This window comes from Mycobacterium sp. NGS41, from assembly GCF_059812725.1.
Genome location: NZ_JCALDF010000027.1, coordinates 39,112 through 60,903 on the forward strand (window position 1 = coordinate 39,112; position 21,792 = coordinate 60,903).

Sequence of the window (21,792 nt, forward strand, 5' to 3'; positions counted from 1 at the left end):
GGATGAATCGACTATCCGGCGATAGCGGCCTCAGACCATCGGCCAACTTGCCAATTTGCGGGGCGACCGGGATGCGTACATAGGCATAGCCCGGCGCAAACTATTAGCCATTTGGCCAATGTTCTGCGATATGCGCCACCACATGCTGGTTAGCATGAGCACGACCGAGTGGAGTGACGTTAGTGTGAATGGGTTGCCGACCGGAACCGTGACGTTGCTGCTGGCCGACGTCGAGGGGTCCACGCGGCTGTGGGAAACCCAGCCCGAGGTGATGGCCGCCGCGCTGGCGCGTCTGGACCAGGCACTGTCCGAAGCGGTCTCGGCCCATGACGGCGTGCGTCCGGTCGAGCAGGGTGAGGGCGACAGCTTCGTGATCGCCTTCGGCCGGGCGTCCGACGCGGTCGCGTGCGCGCTGGACTTGCAGCGGGCGCCGCTGGCGCCGATCCGGTTGCGCATCGGGATCCACACCGGCGAGGTACGGCTGCGTGATGAGGGCAATTATGTCGGCCCGACGATCAATCGCACGGCGCGACTGCGAGATCTGGCCCACGGCGGACAGACCGTGCTGTCCGGTACGACGGATGACCTGGTCGCCGAGGCGCTGCCCGAGGATGTGTGGCTGACCGATCTGGGCGCGCATCCGCTGCGTGATCTGGCCCGGCCGCAGCGGGTGGTGCAGCTGTGCCATCCCGACTTGCGCAATGACTTCCCACCACTGCGCGCAGCGAGCAGCGTTGCGGCACATAATCTTCCGGCTCAACTCACGAGTTTCGTCGGACGCCGAGCCGAAATCACGAGCGTACGAGGAGCTTTGGCGGCCAATAGGCTGGTCACCTTGACCGGAGCCGGAGGAGTGGGCAAGACGCGCTTGGCCGTGCAGGTGGCCGCGGCGGTCGCGGCGGACTTCGGTGACGGCGTCTGCTATGTCGACCTGGCGCCGATCACCGCCGGCGAGGTGGTGCCGGTGACTGTGGCGCGCGCGTTGGGCCTGCCTGACCACCCCGGTCGTTCGACGATGGACACTCTGCTGCGGTTCGTTCGCGACCGTCACATGCTGGTCGTGCTGGACAACTGCGAGCACCTCCTGGACGCCTGCGCAACGTTGCTCGGCGCTCTGCTGGGCGCGGCTCCTCGGCTGACCGTGCTGGCCACCAGTCGAGAACCGGTCAACATCACCGGCGAAGCGACCTGGCAGGTGCCATCGCTGTCGCTGGCCGACGAAGCCGTCGAACTCTTCGCCGAACGCGCCCGACTGGCCCGTCCCGAATTCACCGTCGCCGGCGGCAACTCTGCCACGGTGGCTGAGATCTGCCATCGCCTCGACGGCATGCCGCTGGCGATCGAGCTCGCGGCCGCGCGGGTGCGCGCGTTGTCGTTGACCGAGATCGTCGACAGCCTGCATGATCGCTTCCGCTTGTTAACCGGGGGTTCGCGCACCGCGGTGCGACGTCAGCAGACGCTTCGCGCTTCGGTGGACTGGTCGCATGCGCTGCTCACCGAGACCGAGCGCATCCTGTTCCGCCGCCTTGCCGTCTTCTGTGGCGGATTCGATTTGCAGGCAGCACAATTCGTGTGCGGTGGGGACGATATCGAGCGTTATCAGGTGCTGGATCAGCTGACCCTACTGGTCGACAAATCGCTCGTGGTCGCCGACGAAAGTAGTGGCCGTACCCGGTATCACCTGTTGGAGACGGTGCGTCAGTATGCGCTGGAGAAGCTCGGCGAGTCTGGCGAAGCCGATGCTGTGCGGTCGCGCCACTGCGATCACTACGCGTCGATAGCCGCCCTGCTCGATACGCCGTCACGACCCGACTACGGGCAATGCCTCGATCTGACCGAGATCGAAATGGACAATCTGCGCAACGCGCTCGGATGGAGCCTGGAGAACCGTGACACCGAGCTCGCGTTAACCCTTGCGTCGTCCCTGCAGCCGGTGTGGCACACGAGAGGTCGCATTGTGGAAGGCCGCGCATGGTTTCGCACCATCCTTACCGATCGGGGCTCGGACGCCGGGGACGTCATGGATGCCATGACCTCCGTGCCACCCGCGGTGCAGGCGCGTGCACTCGCCGACGAGGCCGTCCTCAATATGTTTGTCGGCGACAGCATCAATCACGCGCAACGCGCGGTGGAGATCGCCCGAAAACTCGATGACCCTGCGCTGGTGGCCCGGGCGCTGACCGCATGCGGCTACGTAGCCGGCACCAACTACGACCCGGAGGCGGCCCGGGGGTATTTCTCGGAGGCGATCGAGTTGGCCCGGTTGCTCGACGATCGGTGGATATTGACCCTGATTCTGGCTTGGCAGTCCGTCACGGCGGTCACCTTCGGTGACCCAGTAATGGCGCGCGCGGCGGGCGAAGAAGGGCGCGATATCGCCGACTCGATCGGTGATGGATTCAATTCGAGGCAGTGTCGGATGAGCATCGGATGGGCACAGCTGATGCAGGGCGACGTACCCGGGGCCATCTCGCAATTCGACGCCGTGCTTGTCGAGTGTGACGAGTTCCACGACGAAATCGTCAAGCCCACCGGCCTTCTGGGTCTGGGGGTATCACTTGCCCAGCACGGTGAGGTGGATGCGGCGCGCGCAACAGCAGCAGCCGTCCTCGGGCGTGTCGAAGACATGGGTGAGTACTTCGAGGGGATGGGCTACGCAGCGTTGGCGCAGGCGAACCTGGCGGCAGGTGAGCTTGCGGCGGCCCGCGAGGCCAGCGACGCGGCCTGGCAGCGACTGAAAGTCGGACAGCCGCAGATGGCCGCAGCGCAGCGCGGCTTCAATGCCACCGAAATCGCACTGTCGCAGGGTGATCTCGCGGAGGCCCGAGAGTTGGCCGATGCCGCTGTTTCAGCGGCGACCGGATGGCACCTAGTGGTCGCGCTTTCGGTACGCGCTCGGATCGCGATCGCAGAGGGGGTGCCGGAAGAAGGCGAACGTGACGCCTGCAATGCGCTCGCGTGCGCCAGCGTTAGCCAAGTGTACTTACCCGTTCCGGAGATCCTCGAATGTCTCGGCGGCATCGGCACGCAAACCGGCAAACACACTGAGGCCGCGCGGCTGTTTGGCGCAGCGGACGCCCTCCGCCGACGCATGGGGGTAGTCCGTTATACGGTCTACGATGCGGACTACCAGGCCTTGGTAGCAGAGCTGCGAAAGAGTATGGGCGAGGCCGCCTTTGATGCTGCCTGGGCCGAGGGCGCAGTGTTGTCTATCGAGGACATAATTGCCTACGCGCGGCGCGGTCGAGGAGAACGCAAACGGCCCGCCAGCGGATGGACGTCGCTGACACCGGCCGAACGCGATGTCGCACGACTAGCTTGTCAAGGATTGGCCAACAAGGAGATTGCGACGCGACTGTTCGTGTCACCCCGCACCGTGCAAGCCCACCTTTCGCACATCTACACCAAACTCGGCATCACCTCCCGCGTCCAGCTGGTTCGGGAAGCGAGAGAATGGCGAGCAGACGCAGAATCGCACGATCCGGCCTGAAATCGTGCGATTCTGCGTCTGCGCGCGCAATAAACTGGCGCCCGTGACCGACGAGGACCGGCACCGCTGGGACGAAAAGTACTCGAACCGTGGACCGGCACGCGTCGATGCCGTTGGTCCGCCGTCCATCTTCGCGCCCTATGTGGACGTATTCCCGACCGCGGGACGGGGTCTCGATCTCGCGTGCGGCCAGGGAGGTGGCGCCGTTTGGCTCGCCCACCGCGGGCTGACTGTCGTGGGCCTGGACATCTCCGCGGTGGCTATTGACCAGGCGCGAGAGTTGGCCCGGCGCAGTGGTGTTGGCGACCGCTGCCGGTTTGAGGTATGCGACCTTGACGACGGTCTGCCGGACGGGCCGCCCGTCGACCTAGTGCTCTGTCACAAATTTCGCGACAGCCGCCTGGATCGCGCGATCATCGAACGCCTGGCTCCGGGCGGGCTATTGGCGATCGCCACACGCAGCGAAATCGACTCCACCGCAGGGCCGTTCCGGGCCGAACCCGGCGAGCTACCCACTGCTTTCGCCGAACTCGATGTGATCGGCGCTGGCGAAGGCGAGGGCCACGCCTGGCTGATGGCGCGGGCCCAGCGATGCCGAACGATGCCGCCTAGCCCGCACTCCGCTGCGGGCGACTGGAACGCCGACGGTGTCTGACTTGCCGCGTAGGTTCGGCGGCGCGGTCTGATCCCGCCGGTTTGGTGTGGATAGGATCGGTCTTCGCTGATCGGGTGCGGCTACGACGAGGCCGGTGCCCCGCGCCGTTCAGTCGATGCTGCTGGGGGCGCGACGAGACATTGGCGGGGGCAGGCTGGTAGGGCGCGGTCTCACCCACAAGTGCGTGCACCGCCTCCGATGCGGCGGTGACGTGCTTGGGAAGAACCTTGATGCGGGCCTTGCGCATCAAGGCTTGGGTGTGTTCGCGCTGCTCGGGCAGGACCACGGTGACGACGTCACCGGCGCTTCCTGCCCGCGCCGTGCGTCCGGACCGATGCAGATACGACTTGTGCTCGCTGGGCGGGTCGATGTGCACGACCAGTTCGACGTCGTCGACATGCACGCCGCGTGCGGCGATATCGGTTGCTACCAATACCCGGGCGTTACCGGCGGCGAACATCGCAAGGTTGCGTTCGCGCGCGGGTTGAGACAGGTTGCCGTGCAAATCGACCGATGGTACTCCCGACTCGGTGAGCTGCTTGGCAAGCTTGCGCGCTTGATGTTTGGTGCGCAGGAACAGAATTCGGCGTCCCATGCCGGAGGCGAGGTGGTGCACCAATTCTTTCTTGGCCGCTACGCTGGCGACATAGAACACGTGATGGGTCATCTCCGATACGGGTGAGTTGACCTCATCGACCGAGTGCGACACCGCATCCCGGAGGAATCGCGTAACGAGCTTGTCCACACCGTTGTCCAGGGTCGCGGAGAACAGCAGACGCTGACCACCGTCCGGAGTAGCTGCCAGTATCCGGGTGACACCGGGCAGAAAGCCGAGATCGGCCATGTGATCCGCTTCGTCGATCACCGTGATCTCGACCGCGTCGAGGCTGATCAGGCGCTGCCTCATCAGATCCTCGAGGCGGCCGGGACAGGCCACCACGATGTCGACGCCGGCTTTCAGAGCGGCCACCTGGCGGCTTTGTGAAACGCCGCCGAAGATTGTGCTGACCCGCAGGTCGTACGCAGCTGCCAACGGCTCGAGCGTCGCTGTGATCTGAGTCGCCAGCTCGCGGGTGGGCGCGAGTACCAAACCCGATGGTCGCGATGGGCGGGTGCGTTTGGAAAGCCGGGTGATCAGCGGAATCGAGAATGCAAGCGTCTTTCCGCTGCCAGTCTTCCCGCGGCCGAGAACGTCGCGGCCGGCAAGTGTGTCGGGCAGGGTCTCAACCTGAATCGGAAATGGATGTGTGATGCCGCTCGCTGCGAGCGCACTGACCAGCGGTTTGTGCACGCCGAGATCGGCAAAGGTTTTGTCGATTGTCACTTCGGTGCCTTTCAGGCATCGGTAGTGCCGAGCCGAAGACCAGATCGTCACTCGGCCGGCACAAGATGGCGAGATTGCCGGAGGGCAAAATCGATCGCCGCGAGACAAGCTGGTGCGAGATGCACGATCATCTGAACTCGGTGTCAGCCGCGATCTCGGGCCGCCACCAGGGGATGAAAAGCGTTTCACGACGGTGTTGGCATTCAAGTCATGAGGCCAACGTTCCTCACAGCTTAGCGCACCCGGCACCGCACGACTAAATAGCCTTGGGAAACGGTGAGGAATAGTGCCGAGCAGACGCAAAAGCCCCCGACACGCCGTGCGTGTCGGGGGCTTTTGCGTCTGCTCGCCCTCGCGGGCTGCAATGAGGGCCCAACCGGTGAATGGTCAGGATTCCAGCCTGGCCCGCACGGCCGCCATGCGTTCCTCAAGCTCGGACTCGTCGATCACACCGCGCGTCACCAGCGAATGCGCCAGCGCAACAAGCCGGTTCTCCGGATAGGGCAGAGTGGAATAGACGGTTGCCGACAGCGCGTCCTCTTCGTTGCGCCGCTCGACGAAGCTCAGACCCTTTGGGCCGCAAGCGCTTTGATCGAGTGCGTCGCAAATGCCGTCCAGGCTGGTCTTCCATGGTGGTACCGGGTTGTCGACGCCGTACTTTTTCGCCATTCGGTCCCAGGTTTGGTTACGCTCAACAATTTTCGTCAACGGCGTGACGTTGGCAGCGGCTACGTGCGGGCTTTCCGAAGTGCTCACCTTCACTCCCGGCAGATCAGTGGTCCACCGGATGGATTGCCGGGCGGGTCGCGGTGATCACGTTCGTGGTCACGCCTGCCTTGGGCAATGCGACACCGATCAGGCAATCGCGAGTGATGATCTCAACCAGCTGGTCCTCAGACCAACCGTCGGTCCCTTCGGGGCGGACCGGCATCACCATGAACCGATGCTTCTGATTAGAGTCCTCCACCCGGATCTCGACCTCTTCGGGCAGGTAAAGCCCGAACTCGGCCAGCACTTGGCGCGGCCAGCGCACGATCCGCCGCCGGAAGTTGGGCGTGCGATACCACTCGGGCGAATTGCCCAGAATCGGCCGCGGATAACAGGAGCACAACGTGCACACGATGACGTGGTGCAGGGTGGGCGTGTCTTCGAGAACGCGAAACGCGGTGAAGTCGCTTGGCGTCCCAAATCCCGTGGGCTGCAACCAGTCGACACCGACTTCCTTGCTCGCCGCGAGCGCATCGGTGAGGACCAGCTCTTTGTACTCTGGATCGAGCCAGGCCCGAGCCACCATGCGCGCAGCGGGCGTCGGGCCGATCTGTTCGGCGAACTCGGTGAACCGCCGATGATCCTCCGCGGTGAATATCCCCTTCTCGATACACAGTTCGCGCAGTGCGATCTCGAGGACTTCGAAGTCGGTGATCTCGTCCACCATGGGCGCGGCGGTCCGGTCGTGAGCGTGGTCGCTGTGATCGTCAGGGGTCATGCTGAGCTCCTTTCCAGCCATCGCTCAGGGATCTCGGTCTGCAGCGTGTCATTGCCGGGTCCGGTGTAGCCGTGCCACAGCTCGGAGAGGTTGAACCGCACAATGTAGAACCACTCCGGCTTCATGTCCGGACGGTCCCACGTTTCGTCCTCAGCGGCAGGGCTTTCGTATGAGACGACTGCGATTTCGCCTTTCGCTCCCCGCAAGTACTCCTGCGTGCGGGTATAGAGCAGGACGGGAAGGTCCCGCACGACGACTTTCTCGCCGACGCGGAACTTGGGTTCGCCGGCCTGTCCGGCGAACACCTGGGGGTCGCCCTTGCCGACCGCGTGGGTGTGGTGATGATTGCGTTTGACCTTCGAGGGGTCGCCTTCGAATTTCGGTTCGGCCTCCAATGGCTTTCCCCGCAGGCCTTCCGGGTATCGCGCCTTGACCTCGGCCATGCGCTCGGCCAGCTCGCTCAGACCGATGTGATGTTTCTCGGCGAGGATGCGTGCGACGGCCAGCAGCCATCGCCCGTAGTAGGGCAGTCCAAGGTAGATGGTGCGGCCGAGGTCGACATTGCCCGTCCGGCGCCGTTCCTCCGACAACCAGATGCCTCGCCAGCCCAGAACTTCGCACATGACATAGGTGTTCTCTTCCCACATCTCGTACTGCTTGTTCTCGAATTCGAGCGGGGCATCGGGCTCACCACCGACGTCGTGCGGAGTCTTCACATATGCGGCAAATCGCTCGTGGTCAATGAGATCGGGGGTGGGAGCATCTGGAAGCTCTGGATAGGACGATTTGAGCCGCGCCACCAAGTCCAGATGTGCTGCCCGTTCTGAAGGCGTTGGCATGCGGAGCTCCCTTCGTCGGAGGAACTTTTCAGTGCCTTCAAGCCAGCTCACCGCACGCGTGGAGATCGCGCAACCACCCCGGGTTGCGAATATGCTGCGAACTTGGCCGCGGCAGCGCAGTCAGCGAATGACGCGCCCGCCTCTGACGACAAGATCTACGGCGGCACAAGCGAAATCATGAATGAAGTCATTCGCTGTGAGCGCGAGATCCGGTAATGTCACCCGGCATGGAGCGGCGCGAGCTCGAAGCGGTCATCTATGAACGCGAACCGCCGATTGCGCGGATCATCCTCAACCGGGTCGACAAGGCCAACACCAAAGATGCGGTCCTGGTCACCGAAGTCGACCAGTGCCTGCATGAGGCCGACCGCGACAACGAGATCAAAGTCGTCATCCTCAAGGCCAACGGCAAGGGCTTCTGCGGCGGGCACGTGGCCCGCTGGGGCCCCGACGAGAACCCCTACCCCGACTTCGGAAATACCTTCGAGGAGCTGTACAAGGGCACCGCAGACCTGTTCCTGTGGCCGACTCTCTATCTGTGGGAGTTCCCGAAGCCGACGATCTCGCAGATCCATGGCTACTGCATGGGCGGTGGAATCTATCTGGGCCTGCTGACCGACTTTTGTGTGGCATCCGATGACGCGTATTTCCAGATGCCGCTTGCCCAAAGCCTCGGGGAACCCGGCGGGCACACGATGATCGAGCCGTGGCTGTTGATGAACTGGCATCGCACCATGGACTGGCTGCTGCTGGCGCCGACGCTCTCCGCCCAACAAGCCCTCGACTGGGGCCTGCTGAACAGGGTGGTGCCGCGTGAAGAGCTCGAGGATGCCGTCGAGGAGATGGCGCGCAAGATCGCGCAGATCCCGTTGACAACGCTGATGGCGGTGAAGAACAACGTGAAGCGCGCCTGGGAATTGATGGGCATGCGGGTGCACCTGCAGGTCAGCCATATCCTGACGAATATGGTCGGCGCGGCATCCGATGTTCAGGCGCGCCGCGCCGAGTTGATGAAGTCCGGCATGAAGCCGCGGGATTTCGTCGACCGCGACGAATCAGACCCGGCGCCAACGTGACGTTGCAGTCACCGTCGAGGCTGAGCGTGACTGCAGCGTCACGCTCGACGACGCTCCGCTAACCGGCGGCGTGGCGGGCGGCGACGTAACCGAACACCATTGTGTACGCGATGCTTCCACCCGCACCCAGATACTTCCGGCCCATCACCGTCGCGGTGATGTTGCCCGTCGCGTACAGCCCGTCGATCACGCCGTCGTCGTTGTCGAGCACCTGCGCGTACTCGTTGGTGACCACACCTCCGCACGTTCCGACGTCGGCGGGAAGGACTTTCGTGGCGTAGTACGGTGCCTTATCCAGCGGCCCGAGCGCGGCGTTCGGGCGATACCCCGGATCGCCCAGGCAGTCGTTGTACGCCGACTGGCCGCGCCCGAAGTCGGGGTCGAGGCCCTGGGCCGCAAAACCGTTGAAGCGCCGCACCGTCTGCTCCAGCGCGTCGGACGAGACCTCCATCTGGCGTGCCAGCTCGGCGATGGTGTTGCCCCGTAGCACCGCGCCCCCAGAGATCAGCTCTTCGGGCAGACGTCGTTTCTTGAACGGGTTGGCTCCCGAGACGTATCGGCCGATGTAGCCCTCGTCGAAGACCATCCAGCACGGCACGGCTTTGTTGGCGTACATCGCCTTGCCGACCTCGACGTAGGAGTTGGATTCGTTGCAGAACCGTCTGCCGGTGCCGTCGACATAGATGGCCCCGGGCCGCTGCCGGCCACTGCCGAGCGCCTTCGCGGCGTCGCCGCCGTCGGCGATGAAAATCGATGGGAGCCACCAGGCTTCGTCCAGCAGGTCGGTTTTGGCCCCCAGCCGTATCGCGGTCTGCAGCACCTCGCCGGTGTCTCCGGCGTTGGCGATCGACCACCTGGCCTCGTTGGGCTGGTCACCGCTGTATTGGCGGCGCATGTCCGCGTTGCGGCTGAAGCCGCCGGCCGCGAGTAGAACGCCCTTGCGCGCCTCGACGTTCAGCGAAGCCCCGTCATGCGAGACGCGGGCACCGACGACCCGGCCGTCTTCGACGATGAGGTCCTCCATGGCAGCGCCAGTCCAGATCGGCGGCTCGCTGCGCAGGTCGATCATCGCCTTGAGCAGCTGACCGATGAGTGAGGCTCCGTTGGTGAGCATCTCCCCCCGACGACGGAGCCTGGCCGTCCTGGTACGCGCGAAGACCCGCATGGCCACGGCGAAAGCCCGGGGTGACCGATTGAAGTACTGCACCGCGCGTAGTTCGTTCGTCTTGAGGACGAACCCCCCGTAGCTCTTGCTCATCGAGGGCTGGACTTTGTCGCGCCACTTTCCCAGCGCCGCCGCGTCGTACGGAACGCACTCGATCGCACGCCCAGCTGCATTGCCGCCCTTGTGATTCGGGTAGTAGTCGCTCCAGCCGGGGCACCGCACAAACCGGACACCCTTGCGTATCAGAAAGTTGATCATCTCGTGGCCCGCGGTGAGGAACGTCTCGCGGCGTTCTCGCGATGAAGCCGGGCCGATGTCGCCGACGACGTCGTCGAAGTACGCCAGGCCATCCTCGTGCGAGTCAGGGATACCGTGGGCGCGCATCAGCGGGTTGTCGGGCAGCCACACCATGCCGCCGGAAAGTCCGGTGGAACCTCCGACCAAGGCCTGCTTCTCGACGATCAGCGGCTCGATCCCAGAGTCGAGTGCGGCCAGCCCCGCCACCATCCCGCCTCCGCCGCTGCCCGCGATCAGCAGGTCCACGGAGTGATCCCAGTCGGTCATCGGGCCTCCGAAGCGACAGGAGTGCTGAATCCCAAGTCGGCGACCGGCACATCGATGGTGGTGTTGGTCTTCTGGATCGCGGGAACCAGCGCGTCGTAGGGCAGTCCCGCGAGGAAGCCGTCGATGACACGTTCGAAGTTGGAGATCAGCCCTTCGATTCGGCTGGACAATCGCATGTACTCAAACCCCTTGGAGTGCAAGCCCTTTTGCTGCTTCGGCAGGTTGGAGAAGTCCTGGGCGGGGATCGGTGGCCAGCGCGGGTCGTCGGGCGCCATCGGCTCCGGCGGCCTCGGCCGGCCGGCGGACTGGTCCGAGGGCAACCGGGTGAGGGACCAGATCTCGAACAGAGTCTCCTCCGGGCCGAGCGGACGGATCCGGTACGACGAGGCGCTGCTGTACTGGGGCAGCAGGAAGTAGTGCGGAAAGCAAAAATTGATCGCGTCGAGGACGCCGCGCCGCTCCAGGTCGTTGAGGTCGGGCATGTCGCAGTCCCGGGCCCGGTGCCAGTTGACGATGGCGTCGTTGAGGGCGCTGCGCCACGTGGCCATGGCGGCGGCGGGATCGGCGGGCAACTCCATGTTCTGCAGGCCTTCGGCGATGCGAATATCGTTCTCGTGAGTCATTCCGGCCATGCCGTCGCCCAGCGTGCGCATGAAGTACAGGTTGGTCTGCGTAAGCCCTGGCGGCTTCGACGTGTCGGGCATCGACGACGGCAGCAACTGCGGATGGGTCTGCGGGACGTGATAGCCCTCCATGAAGGCGGCCGTCGCCAGCTTCCAGTTCACCGGAAGCCGGCAGGCCTGCCACCATTCGACGCGCAACGATTCCACTTTCCACGCGTCGTAGATCGACGCGAACGGCTCGAAGCAGTCCCGCAAGGGCGGGGCGTCGTTGTCGAGGTTAATCCATGCGCAGCCGCCCCAAACCTCGCACCGGACCGAAACCAGCCGCAGGTCCTCCGGGCTGAGGTTGTGCTCGTCGAACTCCTCGGGCCGCAGGACGAAGGTGTTGCGCCCGTCGATTCCCCAGCACCAGCCGTGGAAGGGACAGACGAAAGTGCGCCGATTTCCGTTGCCCTCCACCAGCTTCACCCCTCGATGCCGGCACGCGTTGTGATAGGCGCGCACGGTTTGGGCGTCGACCCGCACCACGATGATCGAGTCGTCCAGTATTTCGTACTCCACGAAATCGCCGGGCTTGGGAATCTCCTCGAGCCGGCACGCCATCTGCCACACGCGCGGCCAGAGCATCTCCGCCTCCAGGGCGTAGAACTCGGGGTCGTAGTACCGCTGCTTGGGTATCCGATCGGCGGTTTGCACCGCCCACGGCACGGGTAGCGGAGTCCAATTCACATCCATAGCGTTCCCTCGTTCATACGATTCGTGACGCCCGCCCCTCCCAGTAACGTTCACGAATACGCCTCTTGTAAAGCTTTCCGTTCGGGTCGCGGGGCAACTCCGGGTCGAATTCGATTGTGCGCGGGCACTTGTACCCGGCGAGGTGTTTTCGGCAGTACTCGATAAGCTCCGCCTCGAGGTCGGGTCCGGACGTGACACCATCGGCCGGCTGCACGACGGCCTTGACCTCCTCGCCGAACTCCTCGTTGGGAACGCCGAAGACGGCTGCGTCGACGAGTTTTGGGTGCGTGGTGAGAAGGTTTTCCGCCTCCTGCGGATAGATGTTCACCCCACCGGAGACGATCATGAACGTCGAGCGGTCGGTCAGGTAGAGGTATCCGTCCTCGTCGACGTAACCCATGTCTCCCAGTGTCCGCCAACCTCGCTCGTTGTACACCGACGCGGTCTTGGCGGGATCCTTGAAGTACTCGAAGGCGGGGCCGCCCTCGAAATACAGCTCGCCGGGCTGGCCGACGGGGAGCTCCTGCCCGTCGTCGCCGACCACGTGGACCGGAGACATCGGTATGCCCACCGAGCCGGGATGGGCAAGCCACTCTTCCGGACCGATCGTCGTTCCGGCGAAACCCTCTGTACCGCCGTAGTATTCGTGGATTATCGGCCCGAACCACTCCATCATCCGGTGCTTGACATCCACCGGACAGGGAGCGGCCGCATGGATCACGCACCGCAAACTGGAGACGTCATAGCTCTGCCGGATGGCTTTGGGCAGTTTGAGCATCCGCACGAACATGGTCGGCACGAACTGTGCGTGCGTGACGCGGTGGGTCTCGATCAGCCGTAGCACGCTCTCGGCGTCGAACTTTCCCATGATGATCGACGCGGCGCCGACGCGGTGGACCGCCATCGTGTAGTTCACCCCGGCGGCGTGGTACAGCGGCGCGGGGGAGAGGTACACGCTCGACGGGCTCATCCCGTACTTGTGCGTCAGCGCCATCTCCAGCACCGCCTGCGCCCACGAGCCGTTGCCGTCGGTCGGCAGCGGGCGCCGCACGGCCTTGGGCCGTCCAGTGGTGCCCGACGAGTAGAGCATCTCCGAGCCGTCCGACATCGGCGGTGCATCGCCCGCCGCCGCCAGCGCCTCCTCGTAGTGGCGCCAGCCGGGCAGGTCGTGGCCGACAACCAGATGGACCTTGACGCCGGTGTTCACGTTGCGGATGTGCCCTGCGAGCTCGCCCATCGACCCATCGACCAACACCGCCCGCGCGTCGGAGTCGTCGATGACATAGGCGACTTCCTCAGGCGTGAAGTGGGTGTTGACAGCGGTGTAGTAGAGGCCGGAAAGCTGGCAGCCCCAGGTGATTTCGAAGAACTCCGGCCGGTTCGGCAGCACCAGTGCCACGCCGTCGCCGCGGCTCAGCCCCGCATCGTGCAGGGCCGCGGCGACCCGTTGGCTGCGGGCGTACAGGCCACCGAACGAGATCGCTCCACCGTCGGACATGATCAGCGCCGGCGCCTGGCCGGCGGCGATCGCGTGGTCGGCGATGTTCACCAGATGAACCCCGGAAGACTCACGTGGTCGCCGCGCCGTCACCAGATGCGGCGGCGGCCGCCTGGCGCCGGGCGTGCTCGGATGGCAGTACCTTGTCCTTGAACACGGTCTGGATCAGCTGCTGCACGTCCTTGCTGATCGAGGCGAGCGCGACGAGGTCGTTCGAGCTCTGCCAGTGCACCCGCATGCCCATCAGCTCCCAGGCGCGTTTGAGGTTGGCCTTGGTGAGCATCAGGGTCGTCAACGGCGCCTGGGCGATGTGGCGGGCGATCGCGTCGACGCGGTCGTCGAGCTGATCTCGCGGCACGACCTCGTTGACGAGGCCGACTTCCAACGCCTTCTTGGCGTCGATCACCTCCGCGGTGAACAGGTAGTAGGCGGCGCGACGCCAGTTCATGAAAACCCAAGGCTCGATGGAACATTCGCCCGACGGCATGCCGAACCCCTGCAGCGGCGGGTAGGAAAAGTAGGCGTCCTCGGAGGCGATCACGATGTCGGTGGTCAGGCCCATGTGCGTGCCACCGCCCACGCAGTAGCCGTGCACCTGCGCGATGGTGGGCTTGGAGAACTCCCACAGGTTCAGGGTCGGCTTGACGAAGAGGTCCGACTGCGCCTTCCATGGGTGGCCCGTCACCATGGCGTTCTCCACGAACGACGGGTAGTCGACGGCGTTGTTGCCGATCGCATGTCCCGAGCAGAAGCCCTTGCCGTTGGCCTTCATGATCAGCACTTTGATGTCGTAGTCGCGGTCCGCGTCCAGCAGTGCGGCGTCGACTTCTTCGGCAAGCTTTTGATCCTGGGCATTGGCCTTCTCCGGCCAGTTGAGGGTGATCCGCGCGATCGGGCCCTCCTTTTCGTAGATGATTCTCTCGCGGGTCTCGTTGAGATCCATATGCCGGTCCTACCCTTTCGTTATGAAGTGATGACGCCGATTTCGGCGCCGATGTCGTAGGTGGTCCCAATCTGGCCCGTCCACTGCACGGTGCCCGACGCTCCCGCTTCGATTTCCTGTTCCACCTTCTCGGTGGCGATCACGTAGATCGGGGTGCCCGCTTCGACGTGCTCGCCGGCGTCGACGAGAAGGTCGGTGAGCTCGGCTTCCGCGACGGCCACCGACACCCGCGGAATGCGAATGATGAAGTCAGCCACGTGCTTCCGCCCGGGCTCCGATGTCCAAGGTGCGCCGCGCGGCGGCGACGATACGGGCCGGCGAGGGATACACTTGGGCCTCCAATGCCGCCGGGGCCGGGTTCGGAACGAAGCGGGCGCCCACCCGCTCGACGGGCGCGGCCAGCTCGCCGAACAGTTCGGCCTGCAGGATCGCCGCGATTTCCGCTCCCGGACCGGCGAATTGGACCGCGTCGTGCGCGATGACCACTCTGCGGGTGCGACGGGCGGATTCGACGATCGTCTCGACGTCGAGGGGTACCAGGGTGCGCAGGTCGACGACCTCGGCGCTCACACCCTGCTCCTGCAGGGTGGCCGCGGCCGCCAGCGCATCGTGCACACTCCGTCCGTAGCTGATCAGGGTCAGGTCGGTGCCGGGTCGCTTGATATCGGCCTGGCCCAAGGGAATTGAGAATCCAGGGTCTACCGGCACGGGTCCTTTCTTGCTCTGCAGCCGGATCGTCTCCACGAACAGACACGGATCCTCGTCGAAGATCGCCGCGGTCAACAGGCCTTTGCCGTCGCGCGGAGTGGATGGCACGATCACCTTCATCCCGGGGATGTGCATGAACCACGCTTCCAGGCTCTGCGAATGGGTCGCACCGGTGGCCAGCCCGGCATAGACCTGGGTGCGGATGGTGATCGGGGCGGTGGTGCGCCCGCCGGTCATGAACCGCAGCTTCGCGGCGTTGTTGATCAGCTGGTCGGCGGCGATACCGATGAAATCCATGATCATGATCTCGGCCACCGGCAGCATCCCGTCGATGGCGGCGCCGATCGCCGCGCCGACGATCGCGGCCTCCGAAATCGGCGTATCCAGGACCCGGTCGTGACCGTACTTTGTGGACAGTCCCGCGGTCGGGCCCGACGCTCCTGGGTCGGCGATGTCTTCGCCGAGCAGAAACACCCTGTCGTCGGCCTGCAGCGCCTGATCCAGTGCGAGGTTCAGCGCCTCGCGCATGGTCATCTCTTTTTCGTCCATGGCCTCACACCGGAAACTTGATGGGGGTTGCGTACACGTCGCGCTCGAGCTCGTCGGCGGGGGCGGCGTCGGCGCTCATGACGGTGTTCAGCGCGTTCTCCACCGTCTGCAGCGCGTCGTTGTCGATGCGGTCAAGCTCGTCGTCGGTACAGATTCCGGCGTCGGCCAACTGCCGGCGGAACCGCGGCACCGGGTCGGCCTCCATCGCCGCGGCCAGCTGATCCTTGGGTATGTATGGCATCCGGTCACCGAAGTAATGGCCGCGGAAGCGAAATGTCACGCACTCGATGAAGGTTGGGCCACCACCTGCGCGGGCCCGCCGCAGCGCTTCGTCCAGCGTCGATTTCACCGCCAGCGGGTCGTTGCCGTCGACGCGGACGCCCGGCATGCCATAGCCCGCGGCCCGCTCGGCGACGTGCTCGAGCTTCATCGTGTCCGACGTCGGCGTCATCTCGGCGTAGAGGTTGTTCTGGCAGACGAACACCAGCGGCAGATCCCACAGCGCGGCCATGTTGGCCGCCTCGTGAAACGAACCGGTGTTGGTGGCGCCGTCCCCGAAGCTGACCACCGTGACCCGGTCGAGGCCTTTGCGTTTGCCAGCCATCGCCAGCCCCACTGCTACCGGCGGCCCCGCGCCGACGATCCCGGTCGAGAGCATCACCCCCTTATCGGGGTTGGCGATGTGCATGCTGCCGCCTTTGCCTCGGCCGGCGCCGACCGTGCGCCCCATCATCTCGCCGTAGATCTCCTCGAGCGGGACACCTTTACCGATCAGGTCATGCAGGCCCCGATAGGTCGTCACCAGCTGGTCGTCGGGCCGCAGCGCGACGCCCATCGCGGCGGCGATCGCCTCCTGCCCGCGCGACGGCCAGTACACGCACATGAACTCGCCGGTCTTGATGCCGTTGGACAGCCGGTCGTCGGCCGCCTTCATCAACACCATCAACGCATAGAGCTGGCGCTGCACCTCGGGCGGCTCCTGGCTCACCACGATCCTCCAGATTTATTGCAGCGCAGTGGGATTGGCCTAATCGGAGTCACCCTCCCGACCACGGTTTGACCTTGAGGAAGCCGCCGCCGTCGACACGCAACTGCTGCCCGGTGATGTAGCGGGCGGCATCGGAGGCCAGAAACAGCACCGCCTCGCTGATGTCTTCGGGTTCGACGTAGGGGATCGGCATCGACTGGACCAACGGGAAAATCGGTTCGGCATCCTCGCGGGTGGGGTTCTTCAAATCGGGCCGAAAAGCCCGGTACATCGGCGCGCTGTGCAACATGTCGGTGTTGACGTTGGTCGGGTGCACCGCATTCATCCGGATGGAGAACGGAGCCAGTGCCCGGGCGAAGTCGTTGACGTAGTGCGCCGCAGCGAGTTTCGCGAAGGCATAACCGGCCCCGCCGGGTCCGCCGTCGATGCCGGTGGTGTTCATCGACGACATGAATGCGGCGTTCGACCCGATCACGATGATCGACGCGCCCTCCTGCAGATGTTTGAGGCTGGCGTGCACCAGGTTGAGCACGCCGAGCAAATCGACGTCCACGGCATCGGCGAAGGCTTTGGGTGGGAGGCCCGCGGTCAGCGGGCAGATGCCCGCATTCGCGATCACGATGTCGAGATGCCCGAGCTCGGCGACGCCGTCGTCGATCGCCTTGGACAGCGCCGGGCGGTCGCGGACGTCAGCGATTGCGCTGAACACGCGCTGGCCCTCCTTCTCGACCAGTCGCACGGTTTCCTCGAGGTCCTCGGGCCGGGCCAGCGGGTACTCGTTGGTGTCGATGTCTTCGCACAGATCCACCGCGATGACGTCGGCGCCCTCCGCGGCCAGCATCCGCGCGTGCGAACGGCCCTGACCGCGCGCCGCACCACTGACTATCGCAACCTTGCCCGCTACCCTGCCCATCGCCCCAGCCCGTCCTTACATCCCAGCGTCTGATTCCACGACCCATGTTGGGGTCCAAGGCTTTTCACCAGCAACACGACTAGCCCACAACTGAGCTGTATCGGCGATTGGGCTCGGATCAATGGCTGGCTCCATCGCATCTCTCCCACGAAATACCGCCGCGAAACCGAGCGACGACAGGCGGGCGACTGTATCCCTTACAGTAGCTAGAATACCTAAAATAGCAAGAAATGGCGGCGGTCTGCGACGGTCATGACGGCGGTGATGATTTCGGGCAAGCGCACCTCCGGCAAACGCGTCGACCCTGCCTTCAGGGGCGAGATGGTGAGTAGGGTAGCGGCGTGCACGAGGTGGCCGGTCCCGAGCGACGGATCGGCGCGCCGCCCGGCCTAGATCCGCGCAGTCGGCTGCAACGCTACGAGCAGGCGTTCGCTGACCATGACGCGCCGTTCGCGTTCGTCGACCTCGATGCGATGTGGGACAACGCCGACCAGTTGCTGGCGCGGGCAGCTGACAAGCCCATCCGGGTGGCGTCGAAGTCCTTGCGCTGCCGACCGCTACAGCGGGAGATCCTGGACGCCGACAAGCGGTTCGACGGGCTGATGACATTCACGTTGCCGGAGACGATGTGGCTGGCCGGCCACGGCTTCGAGAACCTGTTGCTCGCCTACCCGACCACCGACCGCGTCGCACTGCGCGAACTCGGCGAGGTCACCGCCGGAAACCCCGACGGGGCGCCGATCGTCATGGTGGACAGCGTCGAGCACCTCGACTTGATCGAGGACAACATAGAGCGAGCGACCGGAAAGCCTTTGCGGTTGTGTCTGGACTTCGATGCCGGCTACTGGCGCGCGGGGGGACGGGTGAAGATCGGCCCCAAACGCTCGCCGGTGCATACGCCGGAACAAGCGCGCGCCCTCGCGGTAGAGATTGCGCGACGGCCGGCGCTCAAGCTAGTGGCCCTGATGTGCTACGAAGGCCACATCGCGGGTTTCGGCGACAAAGTGGCCGGCAAGTTCGCCCAAAACCTGATCGTCCAACGGATGCAGCGCATGTCGTTCGAGGAGCTGCGCGATCGTCGCGCCCGTGCCGTCGAGTTGGTGCGCGAGGTCGCCGATCTCGAGATCGTCAACGCCGGTGGCACCGGCGATCTGCAACTGGTCGCCCAGGAGCCGGCGATCACCGAGGCGACCGCCGGGTCGGGGTTCTACGCGCCGACGCTGTTCGACTCGTATTCGACCTTCACCTTGCAGCCGGCGGCGATCTTCGCGTTACCGGTGTCGCGCCGGCCCGACGCGAAGACGGCAACCGCGCTCGGGGGCGGCTACCTGGCCAGCGGAGTCGGCGCCAAAGACCGGATGCCGACGCCGTACCTGCCGGCCGGGCTCACGCTCGACCCGATGGAAGGCACCGGCGAGGTCCAAACGCCGCTGCGCGGCGAGGCGGCCCGCCGGCTGAAGGTCGGCGGCAAGGTCTACTTCCGTCACACGAAGGCGGGCGAGCTGTGCGAGCGGTTCGATCGCCTGCACCTGGTTCGGGGAACGCAGATCGTCGATACCGTCCCGACCTACCGCGGCGAGGGGCGCACATTTCTCTGATTCGAAAGGAGCCGCCATGGCCCAGTCTGGTCGGGTCACCGCGCTGCCGACCGAGCTGGCGACGATGCGTGATGTCATCGAGACGCTGGCGCCGATCGAGCGCGCCGCCGGTGAGCCGGGAGAGCAGCAGGCGGCCGAGTGGATAGTCGAACGCCTGCGCAAGACCGGCGCGCAGAACGTGCGCATCGAGGAGGAGCAGTTCTTCGACGGCTACCCGCGGTTGCACGTCAAGCTGGCGGCGATCGGAGCGGCAGCCGGCCTTGCGGGCCTGGTCAGCCGACACCTGCGGATGCCCGCTGCGGTGGCCGGGGTGGGGGCCGGGTTGGCGATCGCCGACGATTGTTCCAACGGTCCACGCGTGGCCCGCAAAAGAATGGAAAAAGCCCGGACGACCTGGAACGTGGTAGCGGAAGCGGGTGATCTCGACGGCGAGCACACGGTCGTGGTGTGCGCCCACCACGATGCCGCACGCACCGGCAAATTCTTCAATCAAGGTCCCCAGCAGTACTTGGTCGAGCGGTTTCCCGGCATCGCCGAGCGGATGAATACGTCGTTGCCCAATTGGTGGCCGCCGATCCTCGCACCCACGCTCGCTGGCATCGGTGCCCTGCGGGGCAACCGCAGGATGATGATCGCGGGAGCCGCACTGAGCGCCGCGGCGGCAGCAGTGTTCGCCGACATCGCTCGCAGCCCGGTCGTCCCCGGCGCCAATGACAATTTGTCAGCTGTCGCGCTGATCGTCGCGCTCGCCGAACGGCTGCGCGTGCGTCCGGTGAAAGGCATACGGGCCCTACTGGTTTCGCTCGGTGCCGAGGAAATATTGCAGGGTGGTATCTACGGGTTCATGGCGCGCCATGAACCCGAGCTCGACCACGAGCGGACATACTTCCTCAATTTCGACACCGTCGGCTCACCCGAGCTGATCATGCTCGAAGGGGAGGGCACGACGGTGATGGAGGACTACTATCACGGGCCCTTCCGCGACCTGGTCATCCGCGCCGCCGAGCGGGCCGACGCGCCGGTGCGCCGGGGCATGCGGTCGCGCAACAGCACCGACGCGGTGCTGATGAGCCGCGCCAGATACCCCACCGCATGCTTCTCGTCGATCGACCGCTACAAGGAGCTGTCGAACTATCACCTGATGTCGGACACACCGGAGAACCTGGTCTACACCACGGTGAGCCACGCTGTGACGGTCGCCGAGGCGGTAATGCGCGAGTTGACGCGGTGAGCCCCGCTTGGCACAACTGGGCGCGCGAGCAGTTCTGCGCACCATCCGCGATCGTGCGACCGGGCTCGGAGGACGAACTTGTCGATGTGGTGGCAGGCGCGGCGCAGCGTGGGGAACGCGTGCGCGCCGTCGGCACCGGACATTCCTTCACCGACTGCGCATGCACCGATGGGGTGATGATCGACATGGCGGGCCTGCAGCGCGTCGTCGACGCCGATACGGCCAGCGCGATGGTGACGATCGAGGGTGGTGCGAAGCTGCACGCGCTGGGACCGCAGTTGGCCGCGCATGGGTTGGGCCTGGCGAACCAGGGCGACATCGATGCGCAGTCCATCACCGGTGCGACCGCGACCGCGACACACGGGACTGGGGCGTGCTTTCCCAACCTGTCGGCGCAGATAGTCTCCATGCGGCTGGTCACCGCCGGCGGCGAGGTGCTCACGTTGTCGGAAGATTCGGAACCGGAAGCGTTTCTGGCGGCGCGGGTTTCGCTCGGCGCGCTGGGGGTCATCTCGCAGGTGACGGTGCAGACGGTGCCGCTCTACACGCTACATCGTCGGGACGAGCGGGGCTCGCTGGCCGACACGCTGGACCGCCTCGACGAGTTCGTCGACGGCAACGACCATTTCGAGTTCTTCGTATTCCCCTATGCCGAAACCGCTTTGACACGCACGACGAAGCGCGGTACCGAAGAGCCCACGCCGACACCGACCTGGAAACGCAGGATCAGCGACGACGTGGAAAACGCGAGCCTCAGCCTGATCTGCCGGACCGGTCGCCGGTTCCCCAGCGCGGCCGCACGACTCAACCAACTGCTGACAAGCCTGATGTTGCCGTCCACCGTCTGCGACCACGCGTACAAGGTCTACGCAACCGAGCGCAGAGTCAGGTTCACCGAGATGGAGTACGCGATCCCGCGCCAGCATGCCCAGGAGGCTGTCCGCCGCGTCATCGATGCGGTGCACCGTCGCAAACTGCCGATCATGTTCCCGATCGAGGTGCGTTTCGCAGCCTCCGACGATGCCTTCCTGTCGACTGCGCACGGGCGTGACACCTGCTACATCGCCGTGCACCAATACACCGGCATGGAGTTCGAGACGTATTTTCGCGCCGTCGAGGAGATCATGAACGACTATGCGGGCCGGCCGCATTGGGGCAAGCGTCATTATCAAACCGCCGGCACGCTTCGCGAGCGCTATCCCGACTGGGATCGATTCATCGCGGTCCGCGACCGCCTGGACCCGAGTCGGATGTTTCGCAACGACTACACCATGCGAGTGCTGGGAAATTGATACAGCGCCGCGCTGAGCCCTAAACACGTTCTGTCACTGGCTATTACGCGCAGTCGGCTGGTGTGCCGTCGATATCAACACCGTCACAAGCCGGTATCGATTCCGGTGTTGGTCT

The 21,792-nt window shown here is 65.0% G+C and carries 18 protein-coding genes; 6 read left to right on the forward strand and 12 right to left on the reverse strand.

The annotated features are described in order from the left end of the window. The first annotated feature begins 154 nt into the window (after positions 1–154). Both AC5Y21_RS20480 and AC5Y21_RS20485 read left to right on the forward strand, forming a co-directional pair. Positions 155–3,490 carry a LuxR C-terminal-related transcriptional regulator gene (locus tag AC5Y21_RS20480; protein WP_499915024.1) on the forward strand — a complete coding sequence of 1,112 codons (3,336 nt, stop codon included), beginning with the start codon at positions 155–157 and terminating at the stop codon, positions 3,488–3,490. A 43-nt stretch (positions 3,491–3,533) separates the two neighbouring features. Next, entirely contained in the window at positions 3,534–4,145 is a 612-nt protein-coding gene (locus AC5Y21_RS20485) for an SAM-dependent methyltransferase (RefSeq protein WP_499915025.1), read from the forward strand. On the opposite strand, the gene AC5Y21_RS20490 is transcribed toward AC5Y21_RS20485, so the two are convergent. The 4 genes from AC5Y21_RS20490 to AC5Y21_RS20505 all read right to left on the reverse strand — a co-directional run bounded on the left by AC5Y21_RS20490 (position 4,099) and on the right by AC5Y21_RS20505 (position 7,794). Further along, positions 4,099–5,469 carry a DEAD/DEAH box helicase gene (locus tag AC5Y21_RS20490; RefSeq protein ID WP_499915026.1) on the reverse strand — a complete coding sequence of 457 codons (1,371 nt, stop codon included), beginning with the start codon at positions 5,467–5,469 and terminating at the stop codon, positions 4,099–4,101. The two genes, AC5Y21_RS20485 and AC5Y21_RS20490, sit on opposite strands and share 47 nt — an antisense overlap. A 387-nt stretch (positions 5,470–5,856) precedes the next feature. Further along, positions 5,857–6,138, reverse strand: a complete 282-nt coding sequence (locus AC5Y21_RS20495) for a thiocyanate hydrolase (RefSeq protein ID WP_499915056.1) — start codon at positions 6,136–6,138, stop codon at positions 5,857–5,859. A gap of 103 nt (positions 6,139–6,241) precedes the next feature. Continuing rightward, on the reverse strand, positions 6,242–6,955 hold the full coding sequence (gene scnC / locus AC5Y21_RS20500) for a thiocyanate hydrolase subunit gamma (protein ID WP_499915027.1): 714 nt from the start codon (positions 6,953–6,955) through the stop codon (positions 6,242–6,244). Next, entirely contained in the window at positions 6,952–7,794 is an 843-nt protein-coding gene (locus AC5Y21_RS20505) for an SH3-like domain-containing protein (protein ID WP_499915028.1), read from the reverse strand. Before AC5Y21_RS20505 ends, scnC begins: the two co-directional genes overlap by 4 nt. Positions 7,795–8,021: 227 nt before the next feature. Here AC5Y21_RS20505 and AC5Y21_RS20510 point away from each other — a divergent pair, with 227 nt between their 5' ends. Beyond that, positions 8,022–8,870, forward strand: a complete 849-nt coding sequence (locus AC5Y21_RS20510; protein ID WP_499915029.1) for an enoyl-CoA hydratase-related protein — start codon at positions 8,022–8,024, stop codon at positions 8,868–8,870. A 58-nt stretch (positions 8,871–8,928) separates the two neighbouring features. On the opposite strand, the gene AC5Y21_RS20515 is transcribed toward AC5Y21_RS20510, so the two are convergent. From AC5Y21_RS20515 to AC5Y21_RS20550, 8 genes are all read right to left on the reverse strand, one after another. Further along, on the reverse strand, positions 8,929–10,599 hold the full coding sequence (locus AC5Y21_RS20515; RefSeq protein WP_499915030.1) for an FAD-binding protein: 1,671 nt from the start codon (positions 10,597–10,599) through the stop codon (positions 8,929–8,931). Continuing rightward, positions 10,596–11,957, reverse strand: coding sequence for an aromatic ring-hydroxylating oxygenase subunit alpha (locus AC5Y21_RS20520; RefSeq protein WP_499915031.1), 1,362 nt, complete (start codon positions 11,955–11,957; stop codon positions 10,596–10,598). Before AC5Y21_RS20520 ends, AC5Y21_RS20515 begins: the two co-directional genes overlap by 4 nt. 13 nt (positions 11,958–11,970) lie before the next feature. Then, a complete protein-coding gene (locus tag AC5Y21_RS20525) occupies positions 11,971–13,506 on the reverse strand; it encodes an acyl-CoA synthetase (RefSeq protein WP_499915032.1) in 1,536 nt (511 codons plus the stop codon). Positions 13,507–13,525: 19 nt separating this feature from the next. Continuing rightward, positions 13,526–14,398, reverse strand: a complete 873-nt coding sequence (locus tag AC5Y21_RS20530; RefSeq protein WP_499915033.1) for an enoyl-CoA hydratase-related protein — start codon at positions 14,396–14,398, stop codon at positions 13,526–13,528. A 20-nt stretch (positions 14,399–14,418) separates the two neighbouring features. After that, positions 14,419–14,655, reverse strand: coding sequence for a biotin/lipoyl-containing protein (locus AC5Y21_RS20535; RefSeq protein ID WP_499915034.1), 237 nt, complete (start codon positions 14,653–14,655; stop codon positions 14,419–14,421). Continuing rightward, the gene (locus AC5Y21_RS20540) at positions 14,648–15,655 is read right to left on the reverse strand and encodes an alpha-ketoacid dehydrogenase subunit beta (protein ID WP_499915035.1); all 1,008 of its coding nucleotides are present in this window, start codon (positions 15,653–15,655) and stop codon (positions 14,648–14,650) included. The genes AC5Y21_RS20535 and AC5Y21_RS20540 overlap by 8 nt, the downstream gene beginning before the upstream one ends. Before the next feature lie 4 nt (positions 15,656–15,659). Continuing rightward, entirely contained in the window at positions 15,660–16,598 is a 939-nt protein-coding gene (locus AC5Y21_RS20545) for a thiamine pyrophosphate-dependent dehydrogenase E1 component subunit alpha (protein WP_499915057.1), read from the reverse strand. A 94-nt stretch (positions 16,599–16,692) separates the two neighbouring features. After that, positions 16,693–17,556, reverse strand: a complete 864-nt coding sequence (locus tag AC5Y21_RS20550; RefSeq protein WP_499915036.1) for a mycofactocin-coupled SDR family oxidoreductase — start codon at positions 17,554–17,556, stop codon at positions 16,693–16,695. Positions 17,557–17,897: 341 nt separating this feature from the next. Between AC5Y21_RS20550 and AC5Y21_RS20555 the strand changes: the two genes are divergently transcribed. The 3 genes from AC5Y21_RS20555 to AC5Y21_RS20565 are packed head-to-tail and all read left to right on the forward strand — an operon-like array spanning position 17,898 to position 21,677. Then, positions 17,898–19,154, forward strand: a complete 1,257-nt coding sequence (locus AC5Y21_RS20555; protein ID WP_499915037.1) for an amino acid deaminase/aldolase — start codon at positions 17,898–17,900, stop codon at positions 19,152–19,154. Between the two features lie 16 nt (positions 19,155–19,170). Then, a complete protein-coding gene (locus AC5Y21_RS20560; protein WP_499915038.1) occupies positions 19,171–20,385 on the forward strand; it encodes a M28 family peptidase in 1,215 nt (404 codons plus the stop codon). Beyond that, positions 20,382–21,677: a D-arabinono-1,4-lactone oxidase gene (locus AC5Y21_RS20565; protein WP_499915039.1), complete on the forward strand. Its 1,296-nt coding sequence runs from the start codon at positions 20,382–20,384 to the stop codon at positions 21,675–21,677. Before AC5Y21_RS20560 ends, AC5Y21_RS20565 begins: the two co-directional genes overlap by 4 nt. The last annotated feature ends 115 nt before the right edge of the window (positions 21,678–21,792 follow it).

Coding starts and splice junctions, on each gene's coding strand:
- AC5Y21_RS20480 (WP_499915024.1), top strand. CDS start 155: ATGAGCACGACCGAGTGGAGTGACGTTAGTGTGAATGGGTTGCCGACC.
- AC5Y21_RS20495 (WP_499915056.1), bottom strand. CDS start 6,138: ATGGCGAAAAAGTACGGCGTCGACAACCCGGTACCACCATGGAAGACC.
- scnC (WP_499915027.1), bottom strand. CDS start 6,955: ATGACCCCTGACGATCACAGCGACCACGCTCACGACCGGACCGCCGCG.
- AC5Y21_RS20505 (WP_499915028.1), bottom strand. CDS start 7,794: ATGCCAACGCCTTCAGAACGGGCAGCACATCTGGACTTGGTGGCGCGG.
- AC5Y21_RS20510 (WP_499915029.1), top strand. CDS start 8,022: ATGGAGCGGCGCGAGCTCGAAGCGGTCATCTATGAACGCGAACCGCCG.
- AC5Y21_RS20515 (WP_499915030.1), bottom strand. CDS start 10,599: ATGACCGACTGGGATCACTCCGTGGACCTGCTGATCGCGGGCAGCGGC.
- AC5Y21_RS20520 (WP_499915031.1), bottom strand. CDS start 11,957: ATGGATGTGAATTGGACTCCGCTACCCGTGCCGTGGGCGGTGCAAACC.
- AC5Y21_RS20530 (WP_499915033.1), bottom strand. CDS start 14,398: ATGGATCTCAACGAGACCCGCGAGAGAATCATCTACGAAAAGGAGGGC.
- AC5Y21_RS20540 (WP_499915035.1), bottom strand. CDS start 15,655: ATGGACGAAAAAGAGATGACCATGCGCGAGGCGCTGAACCTCGCACTG.
- AC5Y21_RS20545 (WP_499915057.1), bottom strand. CDS start 16,598: ATGGTGTTGATGAAGGCGGCCGACGACCGGCTGTCCAACGGCATCAAG.
- AC5Y21_RS20550 (WP_499915036.1), bottom strand. CDS start 17,556: ATGGGCAGGGTAGCGGGCAAGGTTGCGATAGTCAGTGGTGCGGCGCGC.
- AC5Y21_RS20560 (WP_499915038.1), top strand. CDS start 19,171: ATGGCCCAGTCTGGTCGGGTCACCGCGCTGCCGACCGAGCTGGCGACG.